The organism is Microbulbifer jejuensis (assembly GCF_047289955.1).
Taxonomy (GTDB): domain Bacteria; phylum Pseudomonadota; class Gammaproteobacteria; order Pseudomonadales; family Cellvibrionaceae; genus Microbulbifer.
On the sequence record NZ_JBLBUB010000007.1, the window covers coordinates 53,385 to 78,178 of the forward strand.

Here is a 24,794-nt window from a genome sequence, read left to right on the forward strand (position 1 = left end):
GCAATTTGTGCTAGAATACGCCACCTCTTCGGCAGTCGCCCCGAATAACGCTAATGATCTATGAGCAGTCGATGTCAGCACTAGATGAAAACCCGCAACCCACAGGCACACTCGCCCTGCAAACCCTGGCCATGCCCCGCGACACCAATCCTCAGGGGGATGTCTTCGCCGGTTGGCTGATGTCACAGATGGACCTGGCCGGTGCCATCCTGGCACAGAGCATCGCCCGCGGCAGGGTCACCACGGTAGCGGTTGGCAGCATGGTGTTTTTGCGCCCGGTTCCGGTTGGCTCCACCGTCAGCTGTTACGCCGAAGCCATAGAGGTGGGGCGCTCCTCCATTCGAACCATGGTTGAGGTGTGGTTGACGCGGGTCGATTCCGGGGAACAGGTAAAAGTCACCGAGGGTGAATTTGTGTTTGTGGCGATCGATGATAGCGGGCGCACCAGGCCGCTGCCTTGAGTTGTCAAAACAAAGGGTAAGGACCACTCGCTCAAATGTTAGATTATCAGCTTTCCAGGCAAAATTCTGTAGCCTCTAGGTCTAGGGTTGGCACCGACTTTACCCAAGTACGGAAAGTCATCCGTTCGCAATCTTTTGAAATAATACGACCTCGCTTGTAGACTTTTTTACCTCCCGAATAAAAGTGTAGAGAAACTTCCTTACTATCTGATTCATGCTTTTCAGCTAGCTCCGCTCTCATCGCAACAAGCGACTCAGTGAACACATTGACAGCCATACCTTCAAAAGAAGCCACTCCTATACTCTTTGTATCTTCAGTGAAAGGCGATGAAATAACCTCAAACAGGTTTTGATAAGCCGGCTTTTCTGAATTTTTCTCTGTAAAAATAGTTACGGTATTTTTTAGAATCAAATTGCTCTGGTCTTGAGACAGAAAAAACATAGAGTGTGCTTGAACCACCCAAGAAAAAGATTATTTTTCTTCCCAAAAATCAAATCGGACATCCTTTTATTTTAAATTTTTCACTGAAGCACTTATCAAACCAGCGGCACTAAAGCTATCAATAATTTATTTATAAGAACTCAAAACCATGTCTGCTTTTTTTACTCTGCCTTTTTTACTATCACCAACAGCGCCCACTGTTAAAGCATGGATAAAAACAGACGCAGCAAAAACGGCCAGGGTGGAACCGATATACTAGCGGAGCGGAAATAATCAATACATTATGATATCATGGCGCGCATGAAATATGACGCTGGAAAACTTAGCATAGAAGGACAACATCTCATACGGATACAGAAAATAGCCGTGCAGCGGGTGTTTGATGGTGAGTCGGCGGTGGAGATTACCCGTAATTTAGGGCTGGTGGTAGAACCATTTTCTTATGGTTAAAAACTGCACGGGAAAAGGCATCGAAGCTTTGGCCCCCAAAGCAAGGCTTGGGCGCGGCAGAAAGTTGTCTCCTACCGAGGGGCTAGAAGTCAAACGGTGGGTTATTGGTGGTGATCCAAGGCAATACGGTTTTGACTTTGGATTGTAGACACGCCAAATCGTATCAGATCTGATTCGAGAGCAATTTGGTATTGAACTTAGTGTAACTAGCGTCGGTGAGCTTCTGCACCGGTCGGGTTTAACTCCATAAAAGCCGTTACGCAGAGATATTCTGGCTGGATGAGGCAAGCATCCGGTCTGACGGCCCGCTGCAAAGGACGCGGTGAGAAAGACAGAAGACTCCGATAGTAAAAACCAGCGGGCAAAGGCAATCCATTAATGCGATCTATGCGTTATCAAATAAAGGTGGATTTTGGCACCACATTTACAGCGGAAGACTCACGGCAGATAAGTGTGTGGAGTGCTTCAAAGATTTCCAGAGAAGCTAAAGGCGTCCGGTGATCCTCATTGTAGATGGCCATCCAGTGCACAAATCGAAGAACGTTCTTGACTATGTGGAATCACAAGAAGGAAGGCTTGAGATCGTATTCTTGCCCCATATGCGCCAGACCTGAACCCAGATTAACTGGTGTGGAACCACATGAGAAACATAGGGACTTTAAAGAAGCCGCTAAAAGAAGGTGAGTCCTTAATGATTCTCGCCGGCAAAGATTTGCGGAGCATCAAGAAGAATAAAAGGCTGGCGAAGTCATTTTTCCAAAAGGCGACTGTATCCTTTGCAGCCGCCTAGGTAGTTATATCGGGTTGTTATTGTCGAAAAAATTCGTCCATACAATTGCTATAAAATAACATTGTAGCAGTTCCGTGTAATCACAAATGGGAACCCGGAACAGGGAAAATGCTGGTAGAAAATCTCACACAGCTTCTGATGCTCTCACGGGAATACGCTGAATTTCAATCAAGTCAACAACGGTTGACCATCTATGCGCTCGCAAACCGGTCGAGTTTCAAAAATTTCAGATTAAAAAAGCGCAGCGGATTACAGACACTTTATTGAAACAGGCCCCAAGGCAGTACACTGTTCTAGAGCTTAGCACAAATTGATCTCTTCGTGACAGCTCTGCCTACCAGATGCATTTCCTTATCAATGGCCGCAGCCCTTAAACTTCCCCTTACTGGTGTAATGCAGAATTTTGTAAGACACGCACTATGGTCAGATTTAGAGGGGCAGAAAAATTTGAAAGGGAAAAAGTCTCAATCGCCCCAAAACCCCACCCCTTAAACGCGGTTACCGAGGCAACAGGGGGGTTCCACCAGTTAATAAGACCGAAGCCCACTACGCATGGTTAGAGGCTTACCTGAAGGATATTCAGGGCGGCACAAACTCCGCCGCCAGCAGCGTGCATCTTTGCATTCCCCGCAGTGCCACATACTGACCGGTAGAGTTGTCGGATAACAACGGAGAGAGCAACACGGACCCCACAGGAAACAGCTGCACACCCGCGGGGCGTTTATACTCCGCTGGGCTGGTGCACCCTTACTTTTCCAGTAGCAAACCACATTCCCGGTGCTCTTCCCCCTTGGTGGGGTCGAAGTACACATCGTTATCCGGCAGCCCGTTGTCGGAGACATACTCTTCCACGTCCATTTCCCTTAAGTGGAACATCGGCGCCACGCGGATGGTGTCGTGATTGCCCTGGGTGAATATATCCAGGTTTTTGCGGTGTGCGTTCTGGTCGTGGCGGATACCGTTCAGCCAGACGTCCGGTTTCAGCTCCCCCATGGCACGATTGAACGGCTCCAGTTTTACCGTGCGTGAAAAAAAGTCGTGCTCGGGAGTATCCAGCGGAGGAATACCACCATACACGGCGTTGTAGTGGGCTGCTGACATCTTTGAGGAATAGGTACGCAGATTCAGATTAAACCTACTTACCACAGCTTCTATATGGCGGTAGGTCTCCGGCGTATTGTAGCCGTGGTCTACCCAGATGACCGGGATATCCGGTTTTTCTCTGGTCACCAGGTGCAAAAAAGCCACTGCCAGCGGGCGAAAATTGGTGAAGACCACCGGGTTTAACGCATGCTCCATGGTAAATCGCATGATCTCACTGGGCTTTTCCCCGGCGAAATTACGGTTCAATGCCCCCAAATCGGCACCGTGGTGAAAGAATCGGTCAGATACAGAATGCAGGGGGTTGGCAGAAGCGTTGCGTCCCATAAAAATCAATGCACAGGAAAACTAGGATGGAAGGCATGCTACCCAGTTCAGTACCTATATAGAAACAATAAAAAGGATTGAAGTAATAATTTTCGGTTATAAGCAATGCCCCACCCCCATACGGGCAGGGTCCACCTGATTATGCCGGCAGTGAACTACAGCGCATCAGAATCAGCGGTTGGCCGTACTCAACACAATGGCGGCGCCCGGTTTCCACAAAGCCGTACCTCTGCAGGAAATAACGTGTGCGCAAGTTCTCCCTGAGCACCCGGGTTTGCAGTTGAGGTTTTCCGTGCCCGGCGGCAGCCACCAGGCTCGCGCCAATACCGCAACCGGCAAACAGGGGGCTGACACACAGGTGGGCAAGCCGGTCTTGATCCAGAAGGGTGACAAAGGCTTCGGCGACCGCGGGGTGACGGCCCGTAAACACCAGGCACAACCCGGCGCGCCGGCAGTCACGGCGAAACTGGTGCACTCGCTCCAGCCAAAAGCCACGGGGCAGGGAAGGGTGTGAGCTGACCGCAGCATGCAGCCACAGCTGTTCCAGCCTGTCCAGCTCTTTGGACTCTGCCTTTCTAATCACAGGCGCCCCCGAGACGGATACACAGACACAATCCTAATCAGGGCAAAGTGCGACTCCTACAAAACATCACCCTGATAGAACAGAAAATGTCCAAAAACGGGACAATCCACCGGTGGCACCAAAAGGCAATCAAAAAAATTGACAGTTGAACCTCACTTCAATGGTAAAATACAATCATTCTTATTAGCAGATAAAACATTATTAACTTTAATCACTCTCTGGAGGGTGCATGAAACCTTTCCCCCTGTCGCCTCTGGCATTTGCCCTGGCAGCATTGACGGCTGTGCCGAGTTTGGCCGAAGAGCGCCTGGAGACTGTTTCCGTCATTGGCGATCCCGGCTCTATCTCCAGCCTGCCGGGCTCTGCGCACCTGGTCGATGCCGACGAGCTGGCCGAGTTCGAATATGTGGATATCAACCGCATACTGCGCTCGGTGCCGGGTGTCTACCTGCTTGAAGAGGATGGTTACGGCCTGCGGCCGAATATCGGGATTCGTGGCGCCCAGGGAGGTCGCTCCGGCAAGATCTCTCTGATGGAAGATGGTGTGTTAATTGCGCCTGCACCTTATTCAGCCCCGGAGGCCTACTATTTCCCCAGCGTCGGCCGCCTGGACGCCATCGAAGTGCTGAAGGGCCCCACTGCCCTGCTCTATGGCCCATTCACCGTAGGCGGTGCCGTGAATATGCTGAGCACACCGATCCCGGAAACCCCTGCTGGAATGGTACAGCTCGAAGCCGGCGAATATGGCGAGACCCGCCTGCACAGCTATTACGGCACCAGCACCGAGAACACCGGCTGGCTGCTGGAAACCCAGCAGCAGCATGCAGATGGTTTCCGCGATATTGATCGCGCCGGCAGCGCGGATATCACCAAAGAGGACTACCTGCTGAAGGGCCGCCTGCGCTCCGATGCGGATGCGACCTATCGCCAGCAACTGGATATCAAACTGCAGTACTCCGAAGAGGAGTCCGGCATGAGCTACCTGGGCCTGACTGACGCCGACTTAAACGACGACCCCAACCGCCGCTACGGCATTAGTGCCCTGGATGAAATGCAGAACCGCCACAGCACCGTGCAGCTGAATCACAGCATCCAACTGGGCGAGGGCTTCACGCTGCATACCCAGGCCTACTACAACAAGTTCAAGCGTGACTGGTTCAAGGTCAGCCTCGGAAGCCTGATTGATGATGCCAATAGCGACAACGAAACTGTAGCTGACAATGCGCAAGCGATACTCGATGGACAGCAGGATTACTTTGGTTTCGGTATCAAGCACAACAACCGTGAATACGAGTCCAAGGGTATCCAGGTCAGCGCCGACTGGCTGTTGGATACCGGCTCCGTCACCCACGAATTGACCTTTGGTATACGCCGGCATCGGGACGAAGTGGATAGATTCCAACCAGTGGAGATCTATAGCCAGATTGATGGACAACTGATCTACCAATACATGAATATCCCCGATACGGCAGGAGAAAGCGGCAATAACCGGGTTGGAGAAGCCGATGCCACCTCATTCTTCATTTACGACGATATCCAACTGGGCGACCGGCTGACCCTGACGGCAGTCCTGCGCTATGAAGATGTGGAAACCGAGGAGCAGCGCTATAACGATGCAGAGCGCTTTGAAAAGGGCAGCTACCGCTCCAACCAGGTAGATGAATGGCTGCCGGGGCTGGGGCTTGTGTATCAGGTCAGCGAGCGGTGGGGCCTGCTGGCGGGTGTCCATCGCGGTTTCGCCCCCCCCGGCGCCGGTGCCAAAGACGGCCAGGGCCCTGAGTTATCCACCAACTACGAGTGGGGTGCACGCTTTGATAACGGCACCCTCACCGCCGAGCTGATCGCCTTCTATAGCGATTATGAGAATGCAGTGCAGAACTGCTCTGTGGCTGTATCCTGCCCCGATGGAGCCGAGAGTGGTACCTTCCAATTAGGCGAGGCGGAAATCAAGGGCCTTGAAGCTGCCTTGGGCAGCGAGTGGGTGCTCGCAAACGGCTGGACCCTGCCAGTGCGTGCCACCTACACCTACACTGATGCAGAAGTCACCGAAGACCAGGACTCGCTCTGCAATGGGGACCCCCTCTGCGATGTGAATCCTGAGGAACTCCTGCTGGCCGGCGATAATCTGGTATACCTGCCGGAAAATGTCTTCGCCGTATCTGCGGGCCTGGACAGTGGCGCCGCCTGGCGCCTGAACCTCACCGCAGCCTATCAGGATGAGATGTGTGTCAACACCCGCTGTAACCGCGGCGGTGCCGACCATTTCGATTACACCGAGTCTCTGTGGGTGGTGGATGCCGCCGCACACTACGATTTCAGCGCCGACCTGACCGGTTACCTGAAAGTGGATAACCTGTTCGACGAGCAGGTAATTATCAGCCGCAGCCCGGAAGGCGCCCGCGCCAACCGGCCGCGTGCGGCCACTGTGGGGATGAAATACATCTTCTGATCTTCCACCGTGACTCAACGATAGGACAGGAAAACCCCGGTGAAAGCCGGGGTTTTTTTAGAGGTGTGAGGCTACCCGCGCTCGACGCTCAGGTGGACAAAGTGGGCCTTGAGGTAGTTAATCTCAGCAATGGCGGGGTGTACCGGGTAACCCGGACACCACTGGCAAGGATGCCTATCACACCCTGAAACCGGATACTTGTTACAACAGGATGCGCTGGATATCTTTGATTGAAGTGCATTCTGTATGAACCCGGCAGTGCATTTCGCTACAGTAGCTTGGACACCGTGTTGTTCGGTGCCGTTTTAGCAGGGGCCGAACAGAAGGTTACCTGCATATCATGCGGGAGGAGGTATTGGATTGGCGTTGCCATCAATAAAGGTCTCATCATTGGAATCGTTGTGTAACGTCAGAAATCTCAATTGCAATACAGATATTGCCGGGACTTTGGCCATATTTCCCTGGAAATTGCCGCTGTTTCTATCCAAGTTCGACCCGAAACCAGTTGTCAATCGTTGTAAAAAATACCGGCACAGACTAAAAAGCCAGTGCCGGTATTCCGTAGTGAAAAAGTATCTTGGCAGCGGGGCACTCTATCCCATCACTGGGTGATAACCATCACCTCAGTTTCCGCGAAAACCTGCTCACCGTCGCCGTGGCTCAGGATGCCGAGGGCGCGGGTATCGGGCGCCAACCCCATCCACTCAAGCGCGATCGTACCGCTGCTATTCAGTTGCGCCTGACCCGGTGCATTCAACTGGGTATTGCCACTGTCACCAGTCAGGTTGAAATTGAACAGCCTGAAAGGCGTTGCGCCTGCGGCAGAAGCGTAGTCATCGACAAACGCGGCGTATTCCCCAGGCACAGGGTTGCGTATGGTCACGGACTCAGTAGAGGTTTCAGAGCCGCTGGTTCCCACTTCCGGAAAATCGGGAGCCGGCCCAAACACCCGTAAATCCAGATCATCGCTACCGCTGCCATCGCCCACATCGGCATCGAACAGGGCTACACGGGCCAGATTCGTCCCTTCCGGTACGTCGAAGAAGATCAGTTGGGAACCACCGTCCTCTACGCTGCCGGGATTTGCCACGCCTTCCGCCAAGCCGTTTACCATCACCTGGAAGTTGCCGTTATAACCGAACTGTACATCCAGATCGAGGCTGCCAGCGGTGCCTTCAGCGGCGACCTGTGTCGGCGCAGACAAGGCTACCGGACGGACGGCAACAGGGCTGCGCACATGGTAGCGGGTGCCCACAGATTGCCAGGTCAGGTCGCCGAAAGCCCACTTATTCATCGCGGCGTCTGCAGTGACGGTGAAGGTGACCTCAAACTCCGCGCTTTCCCCCTCCCTCAATCGCAGCACGCGCGGATGTACCTGCACCTCGACACCAACCGGTGCATTGACCGAGACCCAGTACCATTTTGAACCGCGGGATACGCTGGTGACTCGGCGTTTCACGGTTTGGGTTCCCACCAGTGCACCGATACCGATGGAGGGCAGGTTCAAATCGCTGGCGTCAAGGGAATAACCCAGGCTATCCAGATTGTCACAGGTGGTGGGCTCGACAATTTGCGGCTGATTTTCGGCTCCGCATAAAAATGCCAAATAGTCATTAAAACCGGCATCGTAAACCAGGCCGGGATGAAGGGCGGCGGAGGGTGCGATAGCGCCGGCACCGATATCAAACGGATCTGCCATTTCCGGGCCGAATGTTTTGCGTAAATCGGTACGAGCCGTACTCATAAGCGCGGACTTGGCCATTGCCGGAGACCAGTCCGGGTGGGCCTGTTTCAGCAGCGCCATCACACCGGCCACATGAGGGCTGGCCATGGAGGTACCACTCAGGCGGCCAAACAGGTTGCCACCGCTCAGAACCGGTGAAATACCGGCGAGAATACCGACACCCGGTGCCGCCACATCCGGCTTGATAATATCCGGCGCGCCGGCATTGTAGCCCCGGGAGGAAAAGCTGGCGATGCGATCTTGGCGGGAAATCTGCAGTGCGGGATCCAGTATGCCACTGACGTCCTCACTGCCCACAATCAACTCGCCATCCGCGTAGCGAATCATCACACCGGGAATACGCGTGTCCGGCGCGGACATGGCAATCGGATCAAAACGGTCCGCCGCCGTGCCATCGTTGTATACGACAATCGCAATCGCACCGGCGTCCGCCGCATTATTGTACTTATCCGTAAAGGAGCAGCCTCCGCGTTTCACCAGGGCGATTTTCCCTGCCATCGCCGCGCTGTTATCGAGTGCAGCACAGGCTTCGAGCGGCACACTGGCGAAGACAGGTGCAGACAGCAGCCCAGCGTCCTGCATGGAGACCGGACCACTGCCCTCCAGGGCATCGTAAGTCCCGGCGATAGGCCCTGGCGACTCCACGCGCAGTGCCGTACCAAAGCGCTGATCATCCTCAGCGGCAGCCACTGCGGTGATCCAGGGCACGCCTGAAGGCGTGCCGATAGTTGCCGAACCGGGGCCCCCGTTGCCGGCGGAAGTGGCAACGAAAACACCCGCATCCGCAGCAAACAGGTATGCGATATCGTCCGCACCGGTAAAGACAGTGCTGCCCCCACCCACGGAGTAATTGATCACGTCCACGCCATCGGCCACGGCCTCATCAATGGCCGCCATGGCGTCCGCCGAGGAGCAACCACTGTCATCCGGGTCCGGCGCGTCCCAACATACTTTGTACACAGCAACGCGTGCCCGCGGCGCCATGCCGGTGAGGGTTTCCCCATCCGGTGTAACCACACCGTAGTTACCGGCGGCGGTGGTGGCGGTGTGGGTGCCGTGCCCGTCGGCATCCCGCGCAGAGAGGAATTCGTAATCCGCCAGCGTGTTAGCGGAGCGGAAAGCGTCGGAGAAGGACCTGGCCTTGATCAGTTTGTTGTTACAGGTAAAGGCGGCGTCATTGGGGTTAAACTCGGTATTGCCGAAATCACAGCCCTCCCCAACAAAGGATTCGGGCACGGGCCCGTAGGGAATAAAGGCGCCGCGATTGCCCTGGCGAGGCGTGGGGGTGTCTGCAACACTCAATTGCTCGGGGTGAATACCGCTATCGATCACACCAACAACCACATTTTCACCGGTTATCCCCCACAGCCAGGGGCTGGGTATACGAGTCAGACCGAGAAAGTCCGCAGTGGAATCTGTGTGGGGCTTGAGCAGGCGATCTTTCCATAAGCCCCTTACATCCTTATGGCTTCGCAATTCCTCGGCTTCCTTTTCGCTCATAACCGCAGCGAAACCGTTAAAAGCCGTGTCGTACTCATGCACCTTGCGCGCACTGGGAATAGAGGACAGCACCCGTTCACGGCGCGATTTGAGGAACCCGGCATAGTGGCGGTAGCTGTCACTGCGCCGGTCCAGCCTGCGCTGGATAGCGGATTTGGCCACGGACGATCCGGAGACGGCGCCGCTGTGAGAGGATAGCGGTTCGCCATTCAGTTGAACGATATAAACCTTTCTGTGCTTTTCAAGATTGGCAGCGGGTTTGTCCCCGCCCGTATCAGAGAAACTGCTGCCCGAGATCAGCAGTCCTGTTATTAGCGCGGGAATTATTGTTGTTTTCATTGAAAAGTTCCTTTTTTGTTTTTACGCAGGCGGGAAAATAGCGGCGAGCGGGTTTAATCGTTGTAACACTGCGGCATGCACTGCATCTTCAATGCCGCCCAACAAGACCCTCTTCCAAACGCCGCGCCCATCCATGGTCTGTCAGAAATAGCGGTTGCTATGGTGGACTTGCCCGTCCCATTACCAGCTTTTAAAGGAATGTTGCCCACAACTCAATGTGTTGGCATTCAATTCTTCGTGTAGTGATGATTGGGGTGAAAATGGCAGGGAGAGAAAGATAAGCAAGTCAGGTATGTGCAAATCGACCGGTTCAAGGCGCAACCGGGCTTCCGGTTGCGCCCTCCACACACCCGCCCAACAAAAACCGGGCAAACTGCGTTAGGTCCGCAAATAAAAGCGTGTTCTCGAGGTGTGGATTGGGCTGTTCCATCAACTTTTGCAGAGTGCGTTCACCCTCGCCGGATTTGAGTAATACCGGCTTGCAGCCTTTTACCAGTGCCAACTGCAAATCCTCAAGCTTGTCCCCAAGCAGATAGCAGCCGTGCAGACTGGTATCGAACTCCGCCTCTATCGCCTCGAGCAATCCCGGCTTGGGTTTGCGACAGCGGCAATGATCCTCGGGGCCGTGAGGGCAATAGAAGATAGCGGCGATCTCGCCACCGGCATCCTCCACCAGGGCACGCAGCCTGGTGTGTATGGCCTCCAGGTCATCGAGATCGAACCGACCCAGCGTCAGACCGCTCTGGTTGGTAGCGATCACCAGTTGGTAGCCGGCACGACTGAGGGCTGCCAGCGCTTCAATACTGCCGGGGCAGGGCTGCCACTCGTCGGCGGACCTGACGAAAGTGCCGGGGTTTTCGTTGATAACCCCGTCGCGCCCGAGAATAATCATAGGCATGGCAGACTTGCCCTGTTGTTATTGAGCCGGGGTGCAGAGCCCCCGGTTCAAATAGTCGTTACTTGGCCGGTACCAGCAGGGAAATGTCGGCAACTTCCAGGAACAGCGCGCGCAGTTGAGCCAGCAGGGCCAGGCGGTTATCGCGCAGTTGCTCGTCGTCACTCATCACCATCACATGGTCAAAGAAGGTGTCCACGGTTTCACGCAAACCCGCCAGACCGGCGAGCCCCTCTGCGAACAGGGCATCGCGGTACAGTGGCGCCACCTCGGAGCGGGCCACCTGCACAGCGGCGAACAGGGCCTTCTCCGCTTCTTCCTGCAACAAGGCCTCGTCAATATTGCCAGGCACGGCGGTTTCCAGCTTGGCGAGGATATTGGAGACGCGCTTGTTGGCGGCAGCCAGGGCGCCGGACTCCGGCAGTAGGCTGAAGGCGTTCACCGCATGCACGCGATTGTCGATATCCAGCGGGCGCGACAGTTTTCGTGCTGCCACCGACATAAACACCTCGGTGGCAATACCCTGGTCCTCGTAGCGGGCGCGAAAGCGCTCCAGCACATACTGCAGCGCCTGCTCCACAACCCTGTCGTACTCGCCCAGGGCAGTGCGAGGATAGTTGTCGCGGGCCAGCTCCAGCAGTTGGCGCAGATCCAGGTCGAGACGCTTTTCCACCAGGAGGCGGATAATACCCAGACTGGCGCGGCGCAGGGCGAAGGGGTCGCGGGAGCCGCTGGGGGGCTGGCCGATGCCGAAGATGCCCACCAGGGTATCCAGGCGGTCCGCCAGGGCGAGTACGGTACCGGTCTCACTGGTGGGCAGCTCGTCACCGGCGAACTTGGGCATGTACTGTTCATACATGGCCTTGGCCACATCCAGCGGCTCGCTGTCGTTTTCCGCGTAGTAGTAACCGGCGATGCCCTGCATATCGGCAAACTCGAACACCATCTCGGTGACCAGGTCCGACTTGCACAGACGCCCGGCGCGTTCAGCCCAGTCACCGTTGGCACCCACCTGCTCAGCGATGGCGCGCGCCAGGGCGGAGACCCGCTCGGTCTTGTCGTAGACGCTGCCCAGGTGCTGCTGAAACACGATCTGGCGCAATTTTTCGCGGCGCGATTCCAAGCTGGTCTTTTTGTCAGTCTCGAAGAAGAAAGCGGCATCTGCCAGTCGCGGGCGGATAACACGCTCATTGCCGCGGATCACCTGGGCGGCATCCTGGCTCTCGATATTGGCAACGGTGATAAAAAAGGGCAGCAGTTGACCACCTTCATCCACCACGTGGAAATATTTCTGGTGCGCCTTCATAGAGGAGATCAAAGCCTCCGCAGGGACCTCCAGGAAGCGCTCCTCAAAGCGGCCGGTGAGAGCCACGGGCCACTCCACCAGGGCGGTCACTTCATCGAGCAGGTCATCGTCGATCACCGCCTCACCGTTGACGTTATCGGCCTCGGCAATCACCTGGGCGCGAATCGCCTCGCGGCGCGCGGCAAAATCCGCCAGTACATAGCCGGGCTCACGCAGTACCTGAGCGTAGTCGTGGGCGGAGTGGATCTCCAACGCGCGGTCGCAGTGGAAGCGGTGGCCGCGGCTGCTTTTGCCGGCCTTGAGGCCGAGCACTTTGCCCTCCACCACTGTGTTGCCAAACAGCATCACCAGCCAGTGTACCGGGCGCACGAATTCCTCGCGGCGCGCGCCCCAACGCATGCGCCGGGGGATGGGCAGTTGTGCCAGGGCCTTTTCTACAATACCGGGCAGGAGAGATTCGGTCTCGGCGCCTTTCTGTTCACTGATAAAGGCCAGACGCTCGCCTTTGTCGGTCTCCTTGCGGCCCAATGCGTCCACGGTGACACCGTTGCTGCGCGCGAAGCCCTCGGCGGCCCTGCTGGGGTTACCCGCTTTGTCGAAGGCGACTTTGACCGCCGGGCCAAGTTTTTCTATTTGTTTGTTCTGCTGTTTGTCCGCCAGACCGAAAACCGCGACTGCCAGACGGCGCGGACTGGCGTAGGCTTTGACTTCGCCAAATGTCAGCTCGGCGCCTTTTAAACCCTGGGTGATCCCTTCGGCGAAGGCGTCCATCAGTTTGTGCAGCGCTTTTGGCGGCAGCTCCTCGGTTCCCAGTTCTACCAGAAAGTCCTGCGCCATTACGGCTTCTCCTCTTGTTCGGTAACTTCCGCCAGGATATCTGCGCGCAGTGCTTCATCCGCCAGGGGGAACCCCAATGCGCGCCGCGCATCGTAGTAAGCCCGGGCCACCGCGCGGGCCAGGGCGCGCACACGCAGGATATAGCGCTGGCGCTCGGTGACCGAGATGGCGTGGCGCGCGTCCAGCAGGTTAAAGGCGTGGGAAGCCTTCATCACCTGCTCGTAGGCGGGCAGCGGCAGGCCCAGTTCAATCAGGCGCGTACTCTCGCGTTCACAGTGATCGAAGGTGGCGAACAGGAATTCCACGTCGGCATGTTCAAAGTTATAGCGGGACATCTCCACTTCGTTCTGGTGGAAAACATCGCCGTAGGTGATGGGGCTGCCGTCCGGGTTGCGTGTCCACACCAGGTCGTAGATGGATTCCACGCTCTGCAGGTACATAGCGATGCGCTCCAGTCCGTAAGTAATCTCACCGGTGACCGGGTAGCACTCCAGGCCGCCAACCTGCTGGAAGTAGGTAAACTGGGTTACCTCCATACCGTTCAGCCACACCTCCCAGCCGAGGCCCCAGGCACCCAGGGTCGGGGATTCCCAGTTGTCCTCCACAAAGCGGATATCGTGGATGGCTGGGTCCACACCCATGGTGCGCAGGCTGTCGAGGTACAGTTCCTGGATATTGTCCGGGGACGGCTTCATCACCACCTGGTATTGGTAATAGTGCTGCAGGCGGTTGGGGTTTTCGCCATAGCGGCCGTCGGTGGGGCGGCGGCACGGCTGCACATAGGCCGCATTCCAGTTTTCCGGACCCACGGCGCGCAGGAAGGTCGCTGGATGAAAGGTGCCGGCACCCACTTCCATATCCAGAGGCTGTAGAATGACGCACCCCTGGCGCGCCCAATAATCCTGTAGGGCAAAAGCAAGTCCCTGAAAGGTACTGAGATCGTATTGCTTGGACACCGCTATCTCCGCATCAGTATCAGCTGTGGGCAAAGGGTCGCAATTATAGCGGTAGCAGCTCTCGCGCTTAAAGCGCTGTGGCCGCGCCGGGCAGTTTGAATGGCCGTGCCAGGTCCCGTGGCCGTTTGCTGCGGCGTTTTGTATAGGAAGTGATTGCAGTGGATATTAAGGGGTACCTCGCGGCAGGTGTACTGAAACTGGTGGGCAGACTGCCACTGAAATGGGCGCAGCGCCTGGGGCGCTGCGCCGGCGGGCTGGCGGTGCTATTTCGCACAGAGGGCCTGCGCTTGAGCCGTATCAACCTGCAGCTCTGCTATCCGGCCATGGACGCCGGGAAACGGGAGCAACTGGCCCGCGACAGTGTCGTGAGCACCGCCATAGCAGGCTGTGAAATGGCGAGCCTCTGGCGTCACCCCTGGGCTACCAATGAAAACGCCATCGTGGGGGTGCGCAACCTGCAGTTGCTGTCACAGGGCGAAGAGGATGGCCGCGGCACACTGATGCTGATGCCGCATACCGGCAACTGGGAAATTTTCGGTCTCTTCCTGGCGTCCTTGGGACCTTCCATGGCGCTATATGCGCCGCCGAAAATTGCCGCCCTGGACCCGATTATCCGCACGGGCCGCGAGGAGACCGGCGCCCGCATGGTGCCCACCAATATTCACGGCGTACGCGCCCTGCTCCAGTGCCTGAAGGCTGGCCATGTCGCCATGGTGCTGCCGGACCAGGAGCCGGATATGGGCGGCGACTTCGCCCCCTTCTTCGGGCGTCCGGCACTCACGATGACTCTGGCCCACAACCTGTTGAAACGCACCCAATGCCACTGTGTATTCGGGTTTGGAAAGCGGGTCAAGGGTGGCTTTGAACTGGTTTTCCTGCCCGCGGAAAAGGCGATCTACAGCGACGAGCAGAAAGTTTCCCTGGCGGCCATGAACCGCGGTGTGGAGGCCTGTATTGCCGCCGCACCGGAGCAGTACCAGTGGGAGTACAAGCGCTTTCGCAAACAGCCGCAGGGAAAAAGCACCATCTATCGCAAGAAAAAATAGAGCCTGTGACGGCACCTCTACTGTTAACCAGCGGCCCCCTTAAGCCCCGTGACGAAATGCTACAATCACCGGCATGCGCGCTGCGCGCCAAGCGGGGAAAAAACCGCTGACAAAGCCGATCACCAACGCCAGTATGGCCCCCTGCAGGAACAACTCCGGCGACATCTCAAAGCTGAAAACCACCTGGGTAAAACTACCCCCCAGGGTGGAGGTATTCAGACCGTCAAAAAAACCAAAAGCGGCGAGAGAACCGAGGAGACCTCCGGCGACCGCCAGTACCAGGGCCTCGGCAATCGTACCGCAGAAGGCGGACACACTGCTGAAACCCAGCGCGCGCAGAGTGGCTATCTCCCTGGCCCGGTCCGCCACCGAGGTGTACATGGTGTTGAGCGCGCCGGCCAGGGCACCGAGGGCCATAATGGCACTGATAATCCAGCCGAAAACGGCGATGTATTGCAGTTGTTTACCCTGACTGGCGAAATAGTCGCGCTCGGTCTGGCCCTCCAGGTTCAGACGCGGTTCCCGCTCAATGGTCTTCTGTAGCGGCCCAAGGTCTCCGTCATTGTCCAGCTTCACCCGGATCGACTGATAGCTGTTGCCGCGGTTGTAGTGGCTCTGGATAATATTGATATCCGCCCACAGCTCGCTTTCAAAAATATTGCCACCAGTGGCAAATACGCCAACCACGGTCCACAGGTTTTTGCCAAAACGCACCGTCCTGCCGATCTCGAAGCCGTCGAACTCACGCAGTACCCCTTCACCCACAACCATCTCATTGGTACCCGGGGTAAACAGGCGCCCCTCTACCAAACGCATATTGGTACGCATATCCATACCGGCTTTGTTGAGTCCGCGCAGGGGAATATTGGCCTCGGTACCGCTGGACTTCTTGATCCCATCCACAATCACGTAAAGCTCCGGTGAAATCATCGGACCGCTGCTATCCTGCGCGACACCGGCTGAAGCGCCAATCAGGTTGACCTGATCCTGCAGAACCACCGAATTGAGTTCGGTTGAAGAACCCTCGCGCATCAGGATGGCGATCTGGCTGGAGCCGGCCCCACGCATGGTCTCCTCGAAACCCTTGGCCATGGCGAGAAACGCCAGCAATATTGCCACCACCACTGCCGAGGCCAGCACCATAGCCAGCGACATCCACAGGCGGCGGCGCAAACTACCGAGATTCATCAGGGTCACCGAGACAATTTGTGCAATAAGAGAACCCATTCTTTTCCCTCCCTGTCGGAGTTTTGATGTAGTACCCGGTATAAAAAGGACCACAACAGGCTGACTATCAGCCGGATTATTGTTGTCGGTTAAATGCCGTGGCGATATTCAGCCGCAGCGCGTTAAACGCCGGCAGCAGCCCGGTGACCAAGCCGAGCAGCAGCATAAATACCAATGCCTGCAGGGCGATATTGCCACCCAAAATCAGGTTGGGTAAAAATCTTGCAAGAAAGGTTTTCCCCCCTTCAACCAAAAGCCAGGCGGCCGCCAGCCCGGAGAGCCCGCCAATCAGTGCAATCAGCATGGACTCGGATAACACCATACGAAAAATTCTCGTGCTGGAAAATCCCAGGGTTTTCAGTACGGCAATTTCTCCGGTGCGCTCGCGAATGGACAGCGCCATGGTATTGCCAACCACGACAAGAATGGTGAAAAAAGCGGTAAATACCACCGAGAAAATGATCAGGCCGATATTGCCTATCTGCTCGATAAAGGCTTTATTAAAGGCTTCTTCCGTGCTGGTGTCGGTTTCATTCTGGGAATTGGCAAAGCTGTCGTCGATGACCTTCGCCACCTTTTCATTCAGCGATGGATCGTCGGTGGTGAGTGCCATCCAACCAATCCAGTCGCCACCAAAGGTTTGGGTTTCCATAAAATACTGGTAGTGGAACAGCATCTGGCGGGTATCGTACTGTTCGTTATCCCCTTTAAAAATGCCAGAGACGATAAATTCCCAGGTATAGCCGCCGTCTTTGTGGGTAAAGATATTCGAGGAGACCGGAATTCTGTCGCCAATTTTCCAGCCGTACATCTCTGCCAGTTTTTCCCCCACCAAGGCCCCTTGTCGGTTGTTGAGCCAGGCCTGTTTCTGCGCCTCGGGAATAATAACTTCTTCGTAGACGCGCAGATAGGATTCAGGCTCCACCGCCATGGAGACAATTTGTTTGGCCGGCTCCTGATAGTAACCGCCAAACCAGTTCAGGTGGGTGACGTCCCTCACTCCCGCCACTGCGGCGACTTTCTGGTAGTAGGCAATGGGCAGGGATTTGGTAAAGTTGATGCGGTTAAATACCACCAGGCGGTTGTCCGCGGAGAGTTCCACCCCGGAATTAAGTGCGCTTTTTAAGCTGGTAACTGCACCAAAGATCAAAAACGCAATAAAGATAGCAAAACAGGTGAGGAACAGCCGTAAGGGCTTTCTCGTCATGTTTTTGTAAATTAAATAGAGGTCGTTCATGCCACCACTTCCCTTTGCACAAACTGCCCTTTGTCGAGATGCAGGGTGCGCTTTGCGTATTTGGCCGCGGCGGGGTCGTGGGTGACCATCACGATGGTCTTGCCATGATCGCGGTTCAACAGCTGCAGCATTTCCAGAATTTCATCGGCGGTACCGCGATCCAGGTCACCGGTGGGTTCGTCACACAGTATCAACTTGGGGTCCGAGACAATGGCGCGGGCAATGGCCACCCGCTGCTGCTGACCACCGGACATTTCGCCGGGCATATGCTTGGCGCGGTCGCTCAGGCCCACCAAAGCCAGCGCCGTTTCCACATTTTTGCGGCGTCGGATCTTGGACAGTTTGGTCAACAGCAGTGGCAGTTCCACATTGCGCTGCGCATTCAGCATCGGCATTAAATTGTAAAACTGGAAAATAAAGCCGATATTCTCCGCGCGCCAGCGGGTCAGGGCACTCTCACTGAGGGAATCAATGCGGGCGCCATTAAACCAAATCTCGCCGCCACTGGGTTGATCCACACCACCGAGCATATTCAGCAGGGTGGTTTTACCGGAACCGGATGGCCCCATAATTGCGACAAAATCCCCTTGCGAAATACCCATATCCAGGTTGTCAAAAATAGGTATTTCTTCCTTGCCTTTAACAAAGCTTTTGCGGACATTCGTTAATTGAAACAACACATCTTCTGACATCTCCAATCTCCTCGTGAAAGAATGAATCCGTTCCGGCGAGTGCGTCCCGAAACTAGAGAGCGGCTGCCTCCCCGGCCAAAAACCCAACTTTTACCCCCATATCCGGCAGGATACGCGGATCTTTACTGTTTATGCCAATACGCACCCGCACTGTAGCCTTGGCGCGATCGGCGGTCGGAATAATAGCGATCACCGTGGCTGGAATATTCCATTCCGGGTAGGCGTCCAGATTGGCGTTTACCCGCTGCCGCGCAGAAACGCGGCCAATAAATGCCTCGTTGACATCGACCTCGATTTCGAGCGAGTTCATATCCACGATGGTGCAGATACCTGTGCGGGTGAAGCCACCCCCGGCAGAGCTGGGCGCGACAATTTCGCCGGGTTGTGCATTTTTTTGCGTAACGATGCCGGCGAAGGGTGCGCGGATAATATGATCCTCCAGCCGTTCACGCTGTCGCTGGGCTTCCAGTTTGGCCACCTCAATATTGGCGCGCGCGCTTTTTAAATCCGCCACCAGGCTATCGACGCTGGCTTCGCTCTGGGTCAACTGCGCTTTGCTGGAGTAGTTTTTGTCGCGCAGGCCGGCAAAACGCCGATACTGGCGCTGCGCTTCTCTCAGCCTGGCGTGAATGCTGGCCTCCTGGGCCCGCTGCACCTGGATCTGGGCCAGGGCAAAATCCAGGCTGACCCGTGCCTTGGCATCGTCCAGCCGCGCCAGTACCTGCCCCGCCTGTACCCGCATGCCCTCCTCCACATCCACACTGCTGATCAGTCCCATAACCTCGGCGGAAACCGTGGCCATACGGCGCGCGGTGATATAGCCGGAGGCATTGAGCACGGTTTCCAATTGCTCACGTTCGGTAACTATGGGGGTCGGGGCAGTGGCATCTGCGGGAATACTGTGCACTGGCGTGACCGCAGGCTGGTCGCCCGCCAGTAGGCTGGCGCCGGCAAATCCCATGATCAAGCCGGCAAGGGTGCCGGCAGAGACCGCCAACAGGATTTTCCGGCGCAATGAAGGTGTCTCAGGAAGCGTATTCCGGTCTATCTTCAACTGATCGAGCAGCTCATTGGTGCTTCTATTCATGCCGCCTTTTTCTTATCGCTTTTTTTCTGGACAAGGCTACTGTGACAGAAGTCTTCAGAATTTGCCACGCGCGGATGCTGCGCCGTGAGGACTCGCCACCTCAGTGGCGCCAAAAAGCGGGAGTCAGCAGTATCAGCAGGGTGAAAATCTCCAGGCGCCCCATCAGCATGGCGAGAATAAGAAACCACTTGGCCACTTCGTTAATAGAGCCGTAGTGGGCAGCGGCATCCCCCAGGGCCGGGCCTATATTATTCAGGCAGGATGCCACTGTGGTGAGCGAGGTGACAAAGTCCTCGCCGGTGGCGATCACGATAATGGCAAGAACAAAAAAGGACAGGACATAGACGGCAAAAAAGCCCCATACGGCATCGGTGACCCGACTCGGGACTATCTTTCGGTTGATCTTGATAGGAATTACCGCATTGGTATGCACCAGCCGGTTCAACTCGCGCAGTCCGGACTTCATAATCAACATCCCCCGCACTGCCTTAATCCCGCCCGAAGTGGAACCGGCACAGGCGCCAAGCACCCCCAACAGCAGCAGCGCATAGGGCAAAAACACAGGCCAGGCGGAAAAATTCTCCGAGGCAAAACCGGCGGTGGTACTGATGGAGACCACCTGGAAAAAACCGTGCAACAGGCTTTGGTCCAAAGAGAAAATGTCCAGATACCAGAGGTAACAACTGATCAGTAGCGCGGCACTGACAACCACCAGGATGTAGAAGCGGAACTCGGAGTCGCGCCAATAGTGTTTCAGCGTTTTGTTGTGAAAGGCGTAAAAATGCAGGCCGAAATTGATCGCCGCGGTGAGCATAAACACGATGCAAATCAACATGATCGCATGGTTGTGCGCGTAAAAACCCATACTGGCATCGTGGGTGGAAAAGCCGCCATTTGCCACGGTGGAAAAGGCATGGCCAACGGCATCAAACACACTCATTCCCGCGATCCAGTAGCCAATACCACACAGCACCGTGAGGATGACATAAATCACTATCATTGCACGGGCTGTCTCAGCGATCCGCGGCGTCAGTTTGGTGTCTTTTACCGGCCCGGGAATTTCCGCCTTGTACAGCTGCATACCACCGATGCCCAGCATGGGCAAGATTGCCAGTGCAATGACGATCACACCAATACCGCCAAACCACTGTAGCTGCTGGCGATAATACAGGATGGCCGGGGGCAGGGAATCCAGGCCGGTGATCACTGTGGCGCCGGTGGTGGTGAGCCCGGAAATCGACTCGAAAATCGAATCGGTAACGCTGAGGTCCGGTTGCGGACTGATAATCAGGGGCAGAGCACCGAAACTACCCAGGATCAGCCAGAACAGCGAGGTCACCACAAAGCCATCGCGGGTACGCAGATCCTGGCGCAGGTCGTAAACCGGCAACCACATAAACAGGCCGGTGATCAGGGTAATCACAAAGGCTGCCACAAAGGCACTGTGGGTGTCGTCTCCATACCACAACGATACAAAGAATGGCGGTATCAGTGTCAGGCTGAACACCGTCAGGAGAATTCCGAAAACTCGCGCAATGACCGCAATCCGCATTGATTCCTGTCAGCCTGTTAACTGTTGTTCTGTTAGAGAGACGGTAAACTCAGTGGCCACCGGATCGATAAAATCTCAGCGACCTAGAAAAAACTGAAGCCCACCTGGAACAATTGTTCCACATGGCGTGTATGGCGGCGGTCCACCAAAAATACGATCACATGGTCGTCGCTCTGTACGATCACATCGTCATGGGCCATCAATACTTCGCTGCCATTTTCCGTCTTGCGCACGATGGCACCGATAGAGGCACCCTCGGGCAGGTCGATATCCTCGATTTTACGTCCCACCACTTTGGAGGTGCGCTCATCGCCATGGGCAATAACCTCAATGGCCTCGGCGGCACCGCGACGCAGGGAGTGCACATTGACCATATCACCGCGCCGCACATGGGTCAGCAGGGTGCCAATGGTGTTTTGCTGTGGGGAAATCGCGATATCAATTTCACCGCCCTGCACCAAATCCACATAGGCACGATTGTTGATCAGGGTCATCACCTTGCGCGCGCCAAGGCGTTTGGCCAGTAGCGATGACATGATGTTCGCTTCATCATCATTGGTCAGGGCCAGGAAAACATCGGTGTCCTCAATATTTTCCTCCAACAGCAAATCCTGATCCGAGGCGTTGCCGTGGAGGATAATGGTATGGGACAACTCCTCGGATAAAAATATACAGCGCCCGTGGCTCTGCTCGACAATTTTCACTGAATAGCGGTTTTCAAGTCTGGAGGCCAGACGCAGGCCGATATTGCCGCCACCGGCGATCACCACCCGTTTGTATCCGTGTTCCAGCCGGCGCAGTTCGCTCATGACCGCGCGGATATCGGCACGCGCGGCGATAAAAAACACCTCGTCGCCGGCCTCGATCACCGTATCCCCCTGGGGGATAATGGGCCGGTTGCGACGGTAGATGGCCGCCACCCGGGTGTCTACCTTCGGCATATGCTCGCGCAGATAGCGCAACTGGTGCCCCACCAGCGGGCCGCCCTGAATGGCCAGCACCGTGACCAGCTGTACGCGACCGTCGGCGAAATCCAGCACCTGTAGCGCGCCCGGGTGCTCCATCAGGCGTGCAATATAATCAGAAACCAGCTGCTCAGGGCTGATCAGTACGTCGATGGGGATAGCCTCGGTATTAAACAGCTGTGGGTAGCGCAGGTAGGAGGCAGCGCGCACCCGCGCAATTTTTGTCGTTACGCGGAACAGGGAGTGTGCTATCTGGCAGGCTGCCATATTGGTTTCATCATTATTGGTGACCGCCACCAGGATATCGGTATCCTCTATGCCGGCATCCATAAGCACGTCCGGATGCGAGGCATGGCCCACGACCACACCGATATCAATGCGATCCCGCAACTCGCGCAGGGTTTTCTCGTCGCTGTCCACCAGGACAATATCATTGCGCTCGGAGGCCAGGGCCTCCGCCAGTGAGCCGCCCACCTGGCCGGCGCCGAGAATGACAATCTTCATATCGCATGAAACTCGCGGCTAGCGCCGCTCTTATTCGGCTTTGCTCAACAGAGCGTAGTAGAAACCGTCACCAGCAGCGGTTTGTGGCAACCGCTGCATACCCACCGCCTGCTTTTCACCCCAGAGGCGACCATTGAACAGTTCCGGGGTATTGTCGCTCGCATCCTCGGTCTCCGCAATGAAGGCGGTGGTCACTTCACTGTTTTCATCGGGTAGTATGGAACAGGTCGCATAAAGGAGGCAGCCGCCGGGTTTCAGCAGCGGCCACAGGGCCCGCAGCAAGTTGCCCTGCAACTGTGCCAGCGCGGGGATGTCTTCATCGCGCCGCAACAGCTTGATATCCGGGTTGCGGCGAATCACACCGGTGGCGGAGCAGGGCGCGTCCAGTAGTATGCGGTCGTATTGCCGCCCATCCCACCAGGCACTGGGCCGCGCCACATCGGCGCAAATCAACTGCGCGTCCAGGCCACAGCGGTCGAGATTCTCCGCCACACGGTCGAGGCGTTCCCTGTCGATATCCAGTGCACTCAGTTTAATCGAGGGTTGCTGCTCCAGCAGGTGACAGCTTTTCCCGCCCGGGGCCGCACAGGCATCCAGCACCCGCTCGTCCGCAAGGGGCGCGAGCAGCGGGGCCGCCAACTGCGCAGACTCGTCCTGCACGCTCACCAGTCCCTCGGCAAATCCCGGCAGCTCGCTCACTGCGACCGGCGCGCTTAGGGTAATACCCACAGGCGAGACAGCACAGTGCCCGGCGCACATACCCGTTTCTGTGAGTTTCTGCAGATATTCGTCGCGGGAAATTTTCCCGCTGTTAACCCTCAGGGTCATTGGCGGATTGGTATTGTTGGCACGGAGGATGTCCGAAGCCTGTAGAGGCCAGGCGGCCTTGACCCGCTGCAGCAACCAATTGGGGTGCATAGCACTGAATTGCGGGTTGCCGCAGAGCTTTCGCTGCAACGGTTCGCGATTGCGCAGGGCATTGCGCAGCACCCCATTGATCAACCCCGTAGCCCGATCGAGCCCGAGGCTGCGCGCGGCATTGACCGTGGCGGAGATAGCCGCGTGATCGGGGATGCGGGTGTATTCCAACTGGTAAAGCCCCAACAGGATTAGTGCACTGACCAAGGTATCAGAGGATTTTCTACGCAATAATTTGCCCGCGATCAATTGCAGGCGCGGTGCGCTGCGCGCGCTGCCGTAGCAGAGTTCACGCAATAGGGCGCGATCCCGCTCCCCGATCTGGCCTTCGGCTTTCGGTAACAGTCGTGCCAGGGAGCCGCGCTCCTCCAACAGGGCAGCGACAACCCGGGCTGCTTCCGCGCGTACATCTTTACTCATGCTTATCCCAGTTGTGTACCGGGAGCGAACTGCTGCCGGTAACCTTTTAAAATGTCCGCCGCGGGCAGCGCTTTTTTGCCGGGCAGCTGCAACCGTTGCAGGCGCAGAGCCTCGCCACCGCAGGCGACGAGAATACCCCGGTCGTCACTGGCGATAATCGTGCCGGGGCGCTTGTTGTGACCGCTGCGCTCAATGTCAGCGCTGTAGATGCGCAGGCGCTGAGCGGCCTTTTTGTCCGGGTAGGTGGTCCAGCAGACCGGAAAGGGGTTGAAAGCGCGGATTTGTCGCTGTAATGCCTCCGCGGGACGCTGCCAGTCGAGATGGGCCTCCTGTTTGCTGATCTTGTTGGCATAGCTCGCTCCGGTATCATCCTGCGGTTGAGGTTGTGCGTTCCCGCTGTTGAGCTGCGCCAGGGCCTCGAGCAATGCCGGGCCGCCGAGCCCGGCGAGCCTGTCGTGCAGGCTGCCGCCGGTATCCGCCTGCCCAATGACACAGCGACGCTCCACCAGAACCGGACCCGTGTCCAGGCCGGCTTCCATTTGCATAATGGCCACACCACTCTCGCTGTCCCCGGCCTCCACCGCGCGCTGAATAGGGGCGGCACCGCGCCAGCGTGGCAGCAGGGAGGCGTGTACGTTCAGGCATCCCAGGCGCGGGGTGTCCAGTACTGCCTGGGGCAGGATGAGGCCGTAAGCCACCACGACCATGATGTCGGCACCCAGCGCCGCCAACACCCGCTGGGTTGCCCCATCGCGCAGGCTCGGCGGTTGGTAGACGGGTATATTGTGCGAGAGCGCCAGCAGTTTGACCGGGCTTGCCAGCAGTTTCTTGCCGCGCCCGGCGGGCCTGTCCGGCTGGGTGTAGACAGCGATGACTGTATGCTCGCTGTGGAGCAGGGCTTGCAGGTGCACGGCGGCAAAATCCGGCGTACCGGCGAAAATAATATTCACTGGCTGGCTCTCAGTT

General features: G+C 56.6%; 20 protein-coding genes. 5 read left to right on the top strand and 15 right to left on the bottom strand.

The genetic code is table 11. The features are described 5' to 3' along the window. Positions 1–71 precede the first annotated feature (71 nt). Entirely contained in the window at positions 72–461 is a 390-nt protein-coding gene (locus ACL7TT_RS06110) for an acyl-CoA thioesterase (protein WP_299943256.1), read from the top strand. 46 nt (positions 462–507) lie between these two features. Here ACL7TT_RS06110 and ACL7TT_RS06115 read toward each other — a convergent pair whose 3' ends face one another. Further along, a complete protein-coding gene (locus tag ACL7TT_RS06115; RefSeq protein ID WP_413393953.1) occupies positions 508–903 on the bottom strand; it encodes a hypothetical protein in 396 nt (131 codons plus the stop codon). A gap of 607 nt (positions 904–1,510) precedes the next feature. On the opposite strand from ACL7TT_RS06115, the gene ACL7TT_RS06120 reads away from it, so the two are divergent. Then, the gene (locus tag ACL7TT_RS06120) at positions 1,511–1,603 is read left to right on the top strand and encodes a winged helix-turn-helix domain-containing protein (protein ID WP_413394128.1); all 93 of its coding nucleotides are present in this window, start codon (positions 1,511–1,513) and stop codon (positions 1,601–1,603) included. 247 nt (positions 1,604–1,850) lie between these two features. Next, positions 1,851–1,967 (top strand): hypothetical protein, encoded by a 117-nt coding sequence (locus tag ACL7TT_RS06125; RefSeq protein ID WP_413393955.1) that lies wholly within the window; start codon positions 1,851–1,853, stop codon positions 1,965–1,967. Positions 1,968–2,890: 923 nt separating this feature from the next. Here the strand turns inward: ACL7TT_RS06125 and ACL7TT_RS06130 are convergent. After that, on the bottom strand, positions 2,891–3,571 hold the full coding sequence (locus ACL7TT_RS06130) for a phosphoadenosine phosphosulfate reductase domain-containing protein (RefSeq protein WP_413393957.1): 681 nt from the start codon (positions 3,569–3,571) through the stop codon (positions 2,891–2,893). A 139-nt stretch (positions 3,572–3,710) separates the two neighbouring features. Continuing rightward, positions 3,711–4,154, bottom strand: a complete 444-nt coding sequence (locus tag ACL7TT_RS06135) for a GNAT family protein (RefSeq protein ID WP_413393959.1) — start codon at positions 4,152–4,154, stop codon at positions 3,711–3,713. 229 nt (positions 4,155–4,383) lie between these two features. Here ACL7TT_RS06135 and ACL7TT_RS06140 point away from each other — a divergent pair, with 229 nt between their 5' ends. Beyond that, positions 4,384–6,603, top strand: a complete 2,220-nt coding sequence (locus ACL7TT_RS06140) for a TonB-dependent receptor family protein (protein ID WP_413393961.1) — start codon at positions 4,384–4,386, stop codon at positions 6,601–6,603. 601 nt (positions 6,604–7,204) lie between these two features. Here the strand turns inward: ACL7TT_RS06140 and ACL7TT_RS06145 are convergent. The 4 genes from ACL7TT_RS06145 to glyQ all read right to left on the bottom strand — a co-directional run bounded on the left by ACL7TT_RS06145 (position 7,205) and on the right by glyQ (position 14,180). Further along, the gene (locus tag ACL7TT_RS06145; protein ID WP_413393963.1) at positions 7,205–10,186 is read right to left on the bottom strand and encodes a S8 family serine peptidase; all 2,982 of its coding nucleotides are present in this window, start codon (positions 10,184–10,186) and stop codon (positions 7,205–7,207) included. Between the two features lie 310 nt (positions 10,187–10,496). After that, a complete protein-coding gene (gmhB, locus tag ACL7TT_RS06150; RefSeq protein ID WP_299940246.1) occupies positions 10,497–11,084 on the bottom strand; it encodes a D-glycero-beta-D-manno-heptose 1,7-bisphosphate 7-phosphatase in 588 nt (195 codons plus the stop codon). A gap of 58 nt (positions 11,085–11,142) precedes the next feature. After that, on the bottom strand, positions 11,143–13,224 hold the full coding sequence (gene glyS, locus ACL7TT_RS06155; RefSeq protein ID WP_413393964.1) for a glycine--tRNA ligase subunit beta: 2,082 nt from the start codon (positions 13,222–13,224) through the stop codon (positions 11,143–11,145). After that, positions 13,224–14,180 carry a glycine--tRNA ligase subunit alpha gene (gene glyQ / locus ACL7TT_RS06160; RefSeq protein ID WP_413393967.1) on the bottom strand — a complete coding sequence of 319 codons (957 nt, stop codon included), beginning with the start codon at positions 14,178–14,180 and terminating at the stop codon, positions 13,224–13,226. Before glyQ ends, glyS begins: the two co-directional genes overlap by 1 nt. Positions 14,181–14,338: 158 nt before the next feature. Here glyQ and ACL7TT_RS06165 point away from each other — a divergent pair, with 158 nt between their 5' ends. Beyond that, entirely contained in the window at positions 14,339–15,226 is an 888-nt protein-coding gene (locus ACL7TT_RS06165; protein WP_413393968.1) for a lysophospholipid acyltransferase family protein, read from the top strand. 39 nt (positions 15,227–15,265) lie between these two features. Here the strand turns inward: ACL7TT_RS06165 and ACL7TT_RS06170 are convergent, their stop codons facing one another. From ACL7TT_RS06170 to fmt, 8 genes are all read right to left on the bottom strand, one after another. Beyond that, complete coding sequence (locus tag ACL7TT_RS06170; RefSeq protein WP_413393970.1) at positions 15,266–16,453, bottom strand: ABC transporter permease; 1,188 nt, start codon at positions 16,451–16,453, stop codon at positions 15,266–15,268. 76 nt (positions 16,454–16,529) lie between these two features. Further along, positions 16,530–17,690, bottom strand: a complete 1,161-nt coding sequence (locus tag ACL7TT_RS06175) for an ABC transporter permease (protein WP_413393972.1) — start codon at positions 17,688–17,690, stop codon at positions 16,530–16,532. Next, entirely contained in the window at positions 17,687–18,382 is a 696-nt protein-coding gene (locus ACL7TT_RS06180; protein WP_413393974.1) for an ABC transporter ATP-binding protein, read from the bottom strand. Before ACL7TT_RS06180 ends, ACL7TT_RS06175 begins: the two co-directional genes overlap by 4 nt. 52 nt (positions 18,383–18,434) lie before the next feature. Then, positions 18,435–19,469, bottom strand: coding sequence for an efflux RND transporter periplasmic adaptor subunit (locus tag ACL7TT_RS06185; protein WP_413393975.1), 1,035 nt, complete (start codon positions 19,467–19,469; stop codon positions 18,435–18,437). A 100-nt stretch (positions 19,470–19,569) separates the two neighbouring features. Further along, entirely contained in the window at positions 19,570–21,021 is a 1,452-nt protein-coding gene (locus tag ACL7TT_RS06190) for a TrkH family potassium uptake protein (RefSeq protein ID WP_299940265.1), read from the bottom strand. 83 nt (positions 21,022–21,104) lie between these two features. After that, positions 21,105–22,490, bottom strand: coding sequence for a Trk system potassium transporter TrkA (trkA, locus tag ACL7TT_RS06195; protein WP_299940268.1), 1,386 nt, complete (start codon positions 22,488–22,490; stop codon positions 21,105–21,107). Between the two features lie 30 nt (positions 22,491–22,520). Continuing rightward, positions 22,521–23,828, bottom strand: coding sequence for a 16S rRNA (cytosine(967)-C(5))-methyltransferase RsmB (gene rsmB, locus ACL7TT_RS06200; protein ID WP_413393978.1), 1,308 nt, complete (start codon positions 23,826–23,828; stop codon positions 22,521–22,523). Positions 23,829–23,830: 2 nt separating this feature from the next. Further along, a complete protein-coding gene (fmt, locus tag ACL7TT_RS06205; protein ID WP_413393979.1) occupies positions 23,831–24,778 on the bottom strand; it encodes a methionyl-tRNA formyltransferase in 948 nt (315 codons plus the stop codon). Positions 24,779–24,794 lie beyond the last annotated feature (16 nt).

Coding starts and splice junctions, on each gene's coding strand:
- glyS (WP_413393964.1), bottom strand. CDS start 13,224: ATGGCGCAGGACTTTCTGGTAGAACTGGGAACCGAGGAGCTGCCGCCA.
- ACL7TT_RS06145 (WP_413393963.1), bottom strand. CDS start 10,186: ATGAAAACAACAATAATTCCCGCGCTAATAACAGGACTGCTGATCTCG.
- ACL7TT_RS06180 (WP_413393974.1), bottom strand. CDS start 18,382: ATGTCAGAAGATGTGTTGTTTCAATTAACGAATGTCCGCAAAAGCTTT.
- ACL7TT_RS06190 (WP_299940265.1), bottom strand. CDS start 21,021: ATGCGGATTGCGGTCATTGCGCGAGTTTTCGGAATTCTCCTGACGGTG.
- trkA (WP_299940268.1), bottom strand. CDS start 22,490: ATGAAGATTGTCATTCTCGGCGCCGGCCAGGTGGGCGGCTCACTGGCG.
- ACL7TT_RS06110 (WP_299943256.1), top strand. CDS start 72: ATGTCAGCACTAGATGAAAACCCGCAACCCACAGGCACACTCGCCCTG.
- gmhB (WP_299940246.1), bottom strand. CDS start 11,084: ATGCCTATGATTATTCTCGGGCGCGACGGGGTTATCAACGAAAACCCC.
- ACL7TT_RS06115 (WP_413393953.1), bottom strand. CDS start 903: ATGTTTTTTCTGTCTCAAGACCAGAGCAATTTGATTCTAAAAAATACC.
- ACL7TT_RS06170 (WP_413393970.1), bottom strand. CDS start 16,453: ATGGGTTCTCTTATTGCACAAATTGTCTCGGTGACCCTGATGAATCTC.
- rsmB (WP_413393978.1), bottom strand. CDS start 23,828: ATGAGTAAAGATGTACGCGCGGAAGCAGCCCGGGTTGTCGCTGCCCTG.
- ACL7TT_RS06175 (WP_413393972.1), bottom strand. CDS start 17,690: ATGAACGACCTCTATTTAATTTACAAAAACATGACGAGAAAGCCCTTA.
- ACL7TT_RS06185 (WP_413393975.1), bottom strand. CDS start 19,469: ATGAATAGAAGCACCAATGAGCTGCTCGATCAGTTGAAGATAGACCGG.
- ACL7TT_RS06140 (WP_413393961.1), top strand. CDS start 4,384: ATGAAACCTTTCCCCCTGTCGCCTCTGGCATTTGCCCTGGCAGCATTG.
- ACL7TT_RS06130 (WP_413393957.1), bottom strand. CDS start 3,571: ATGGGACGCAACGCTTCTGCCAACCCCCTGCATTCTGTATCTGACCGA.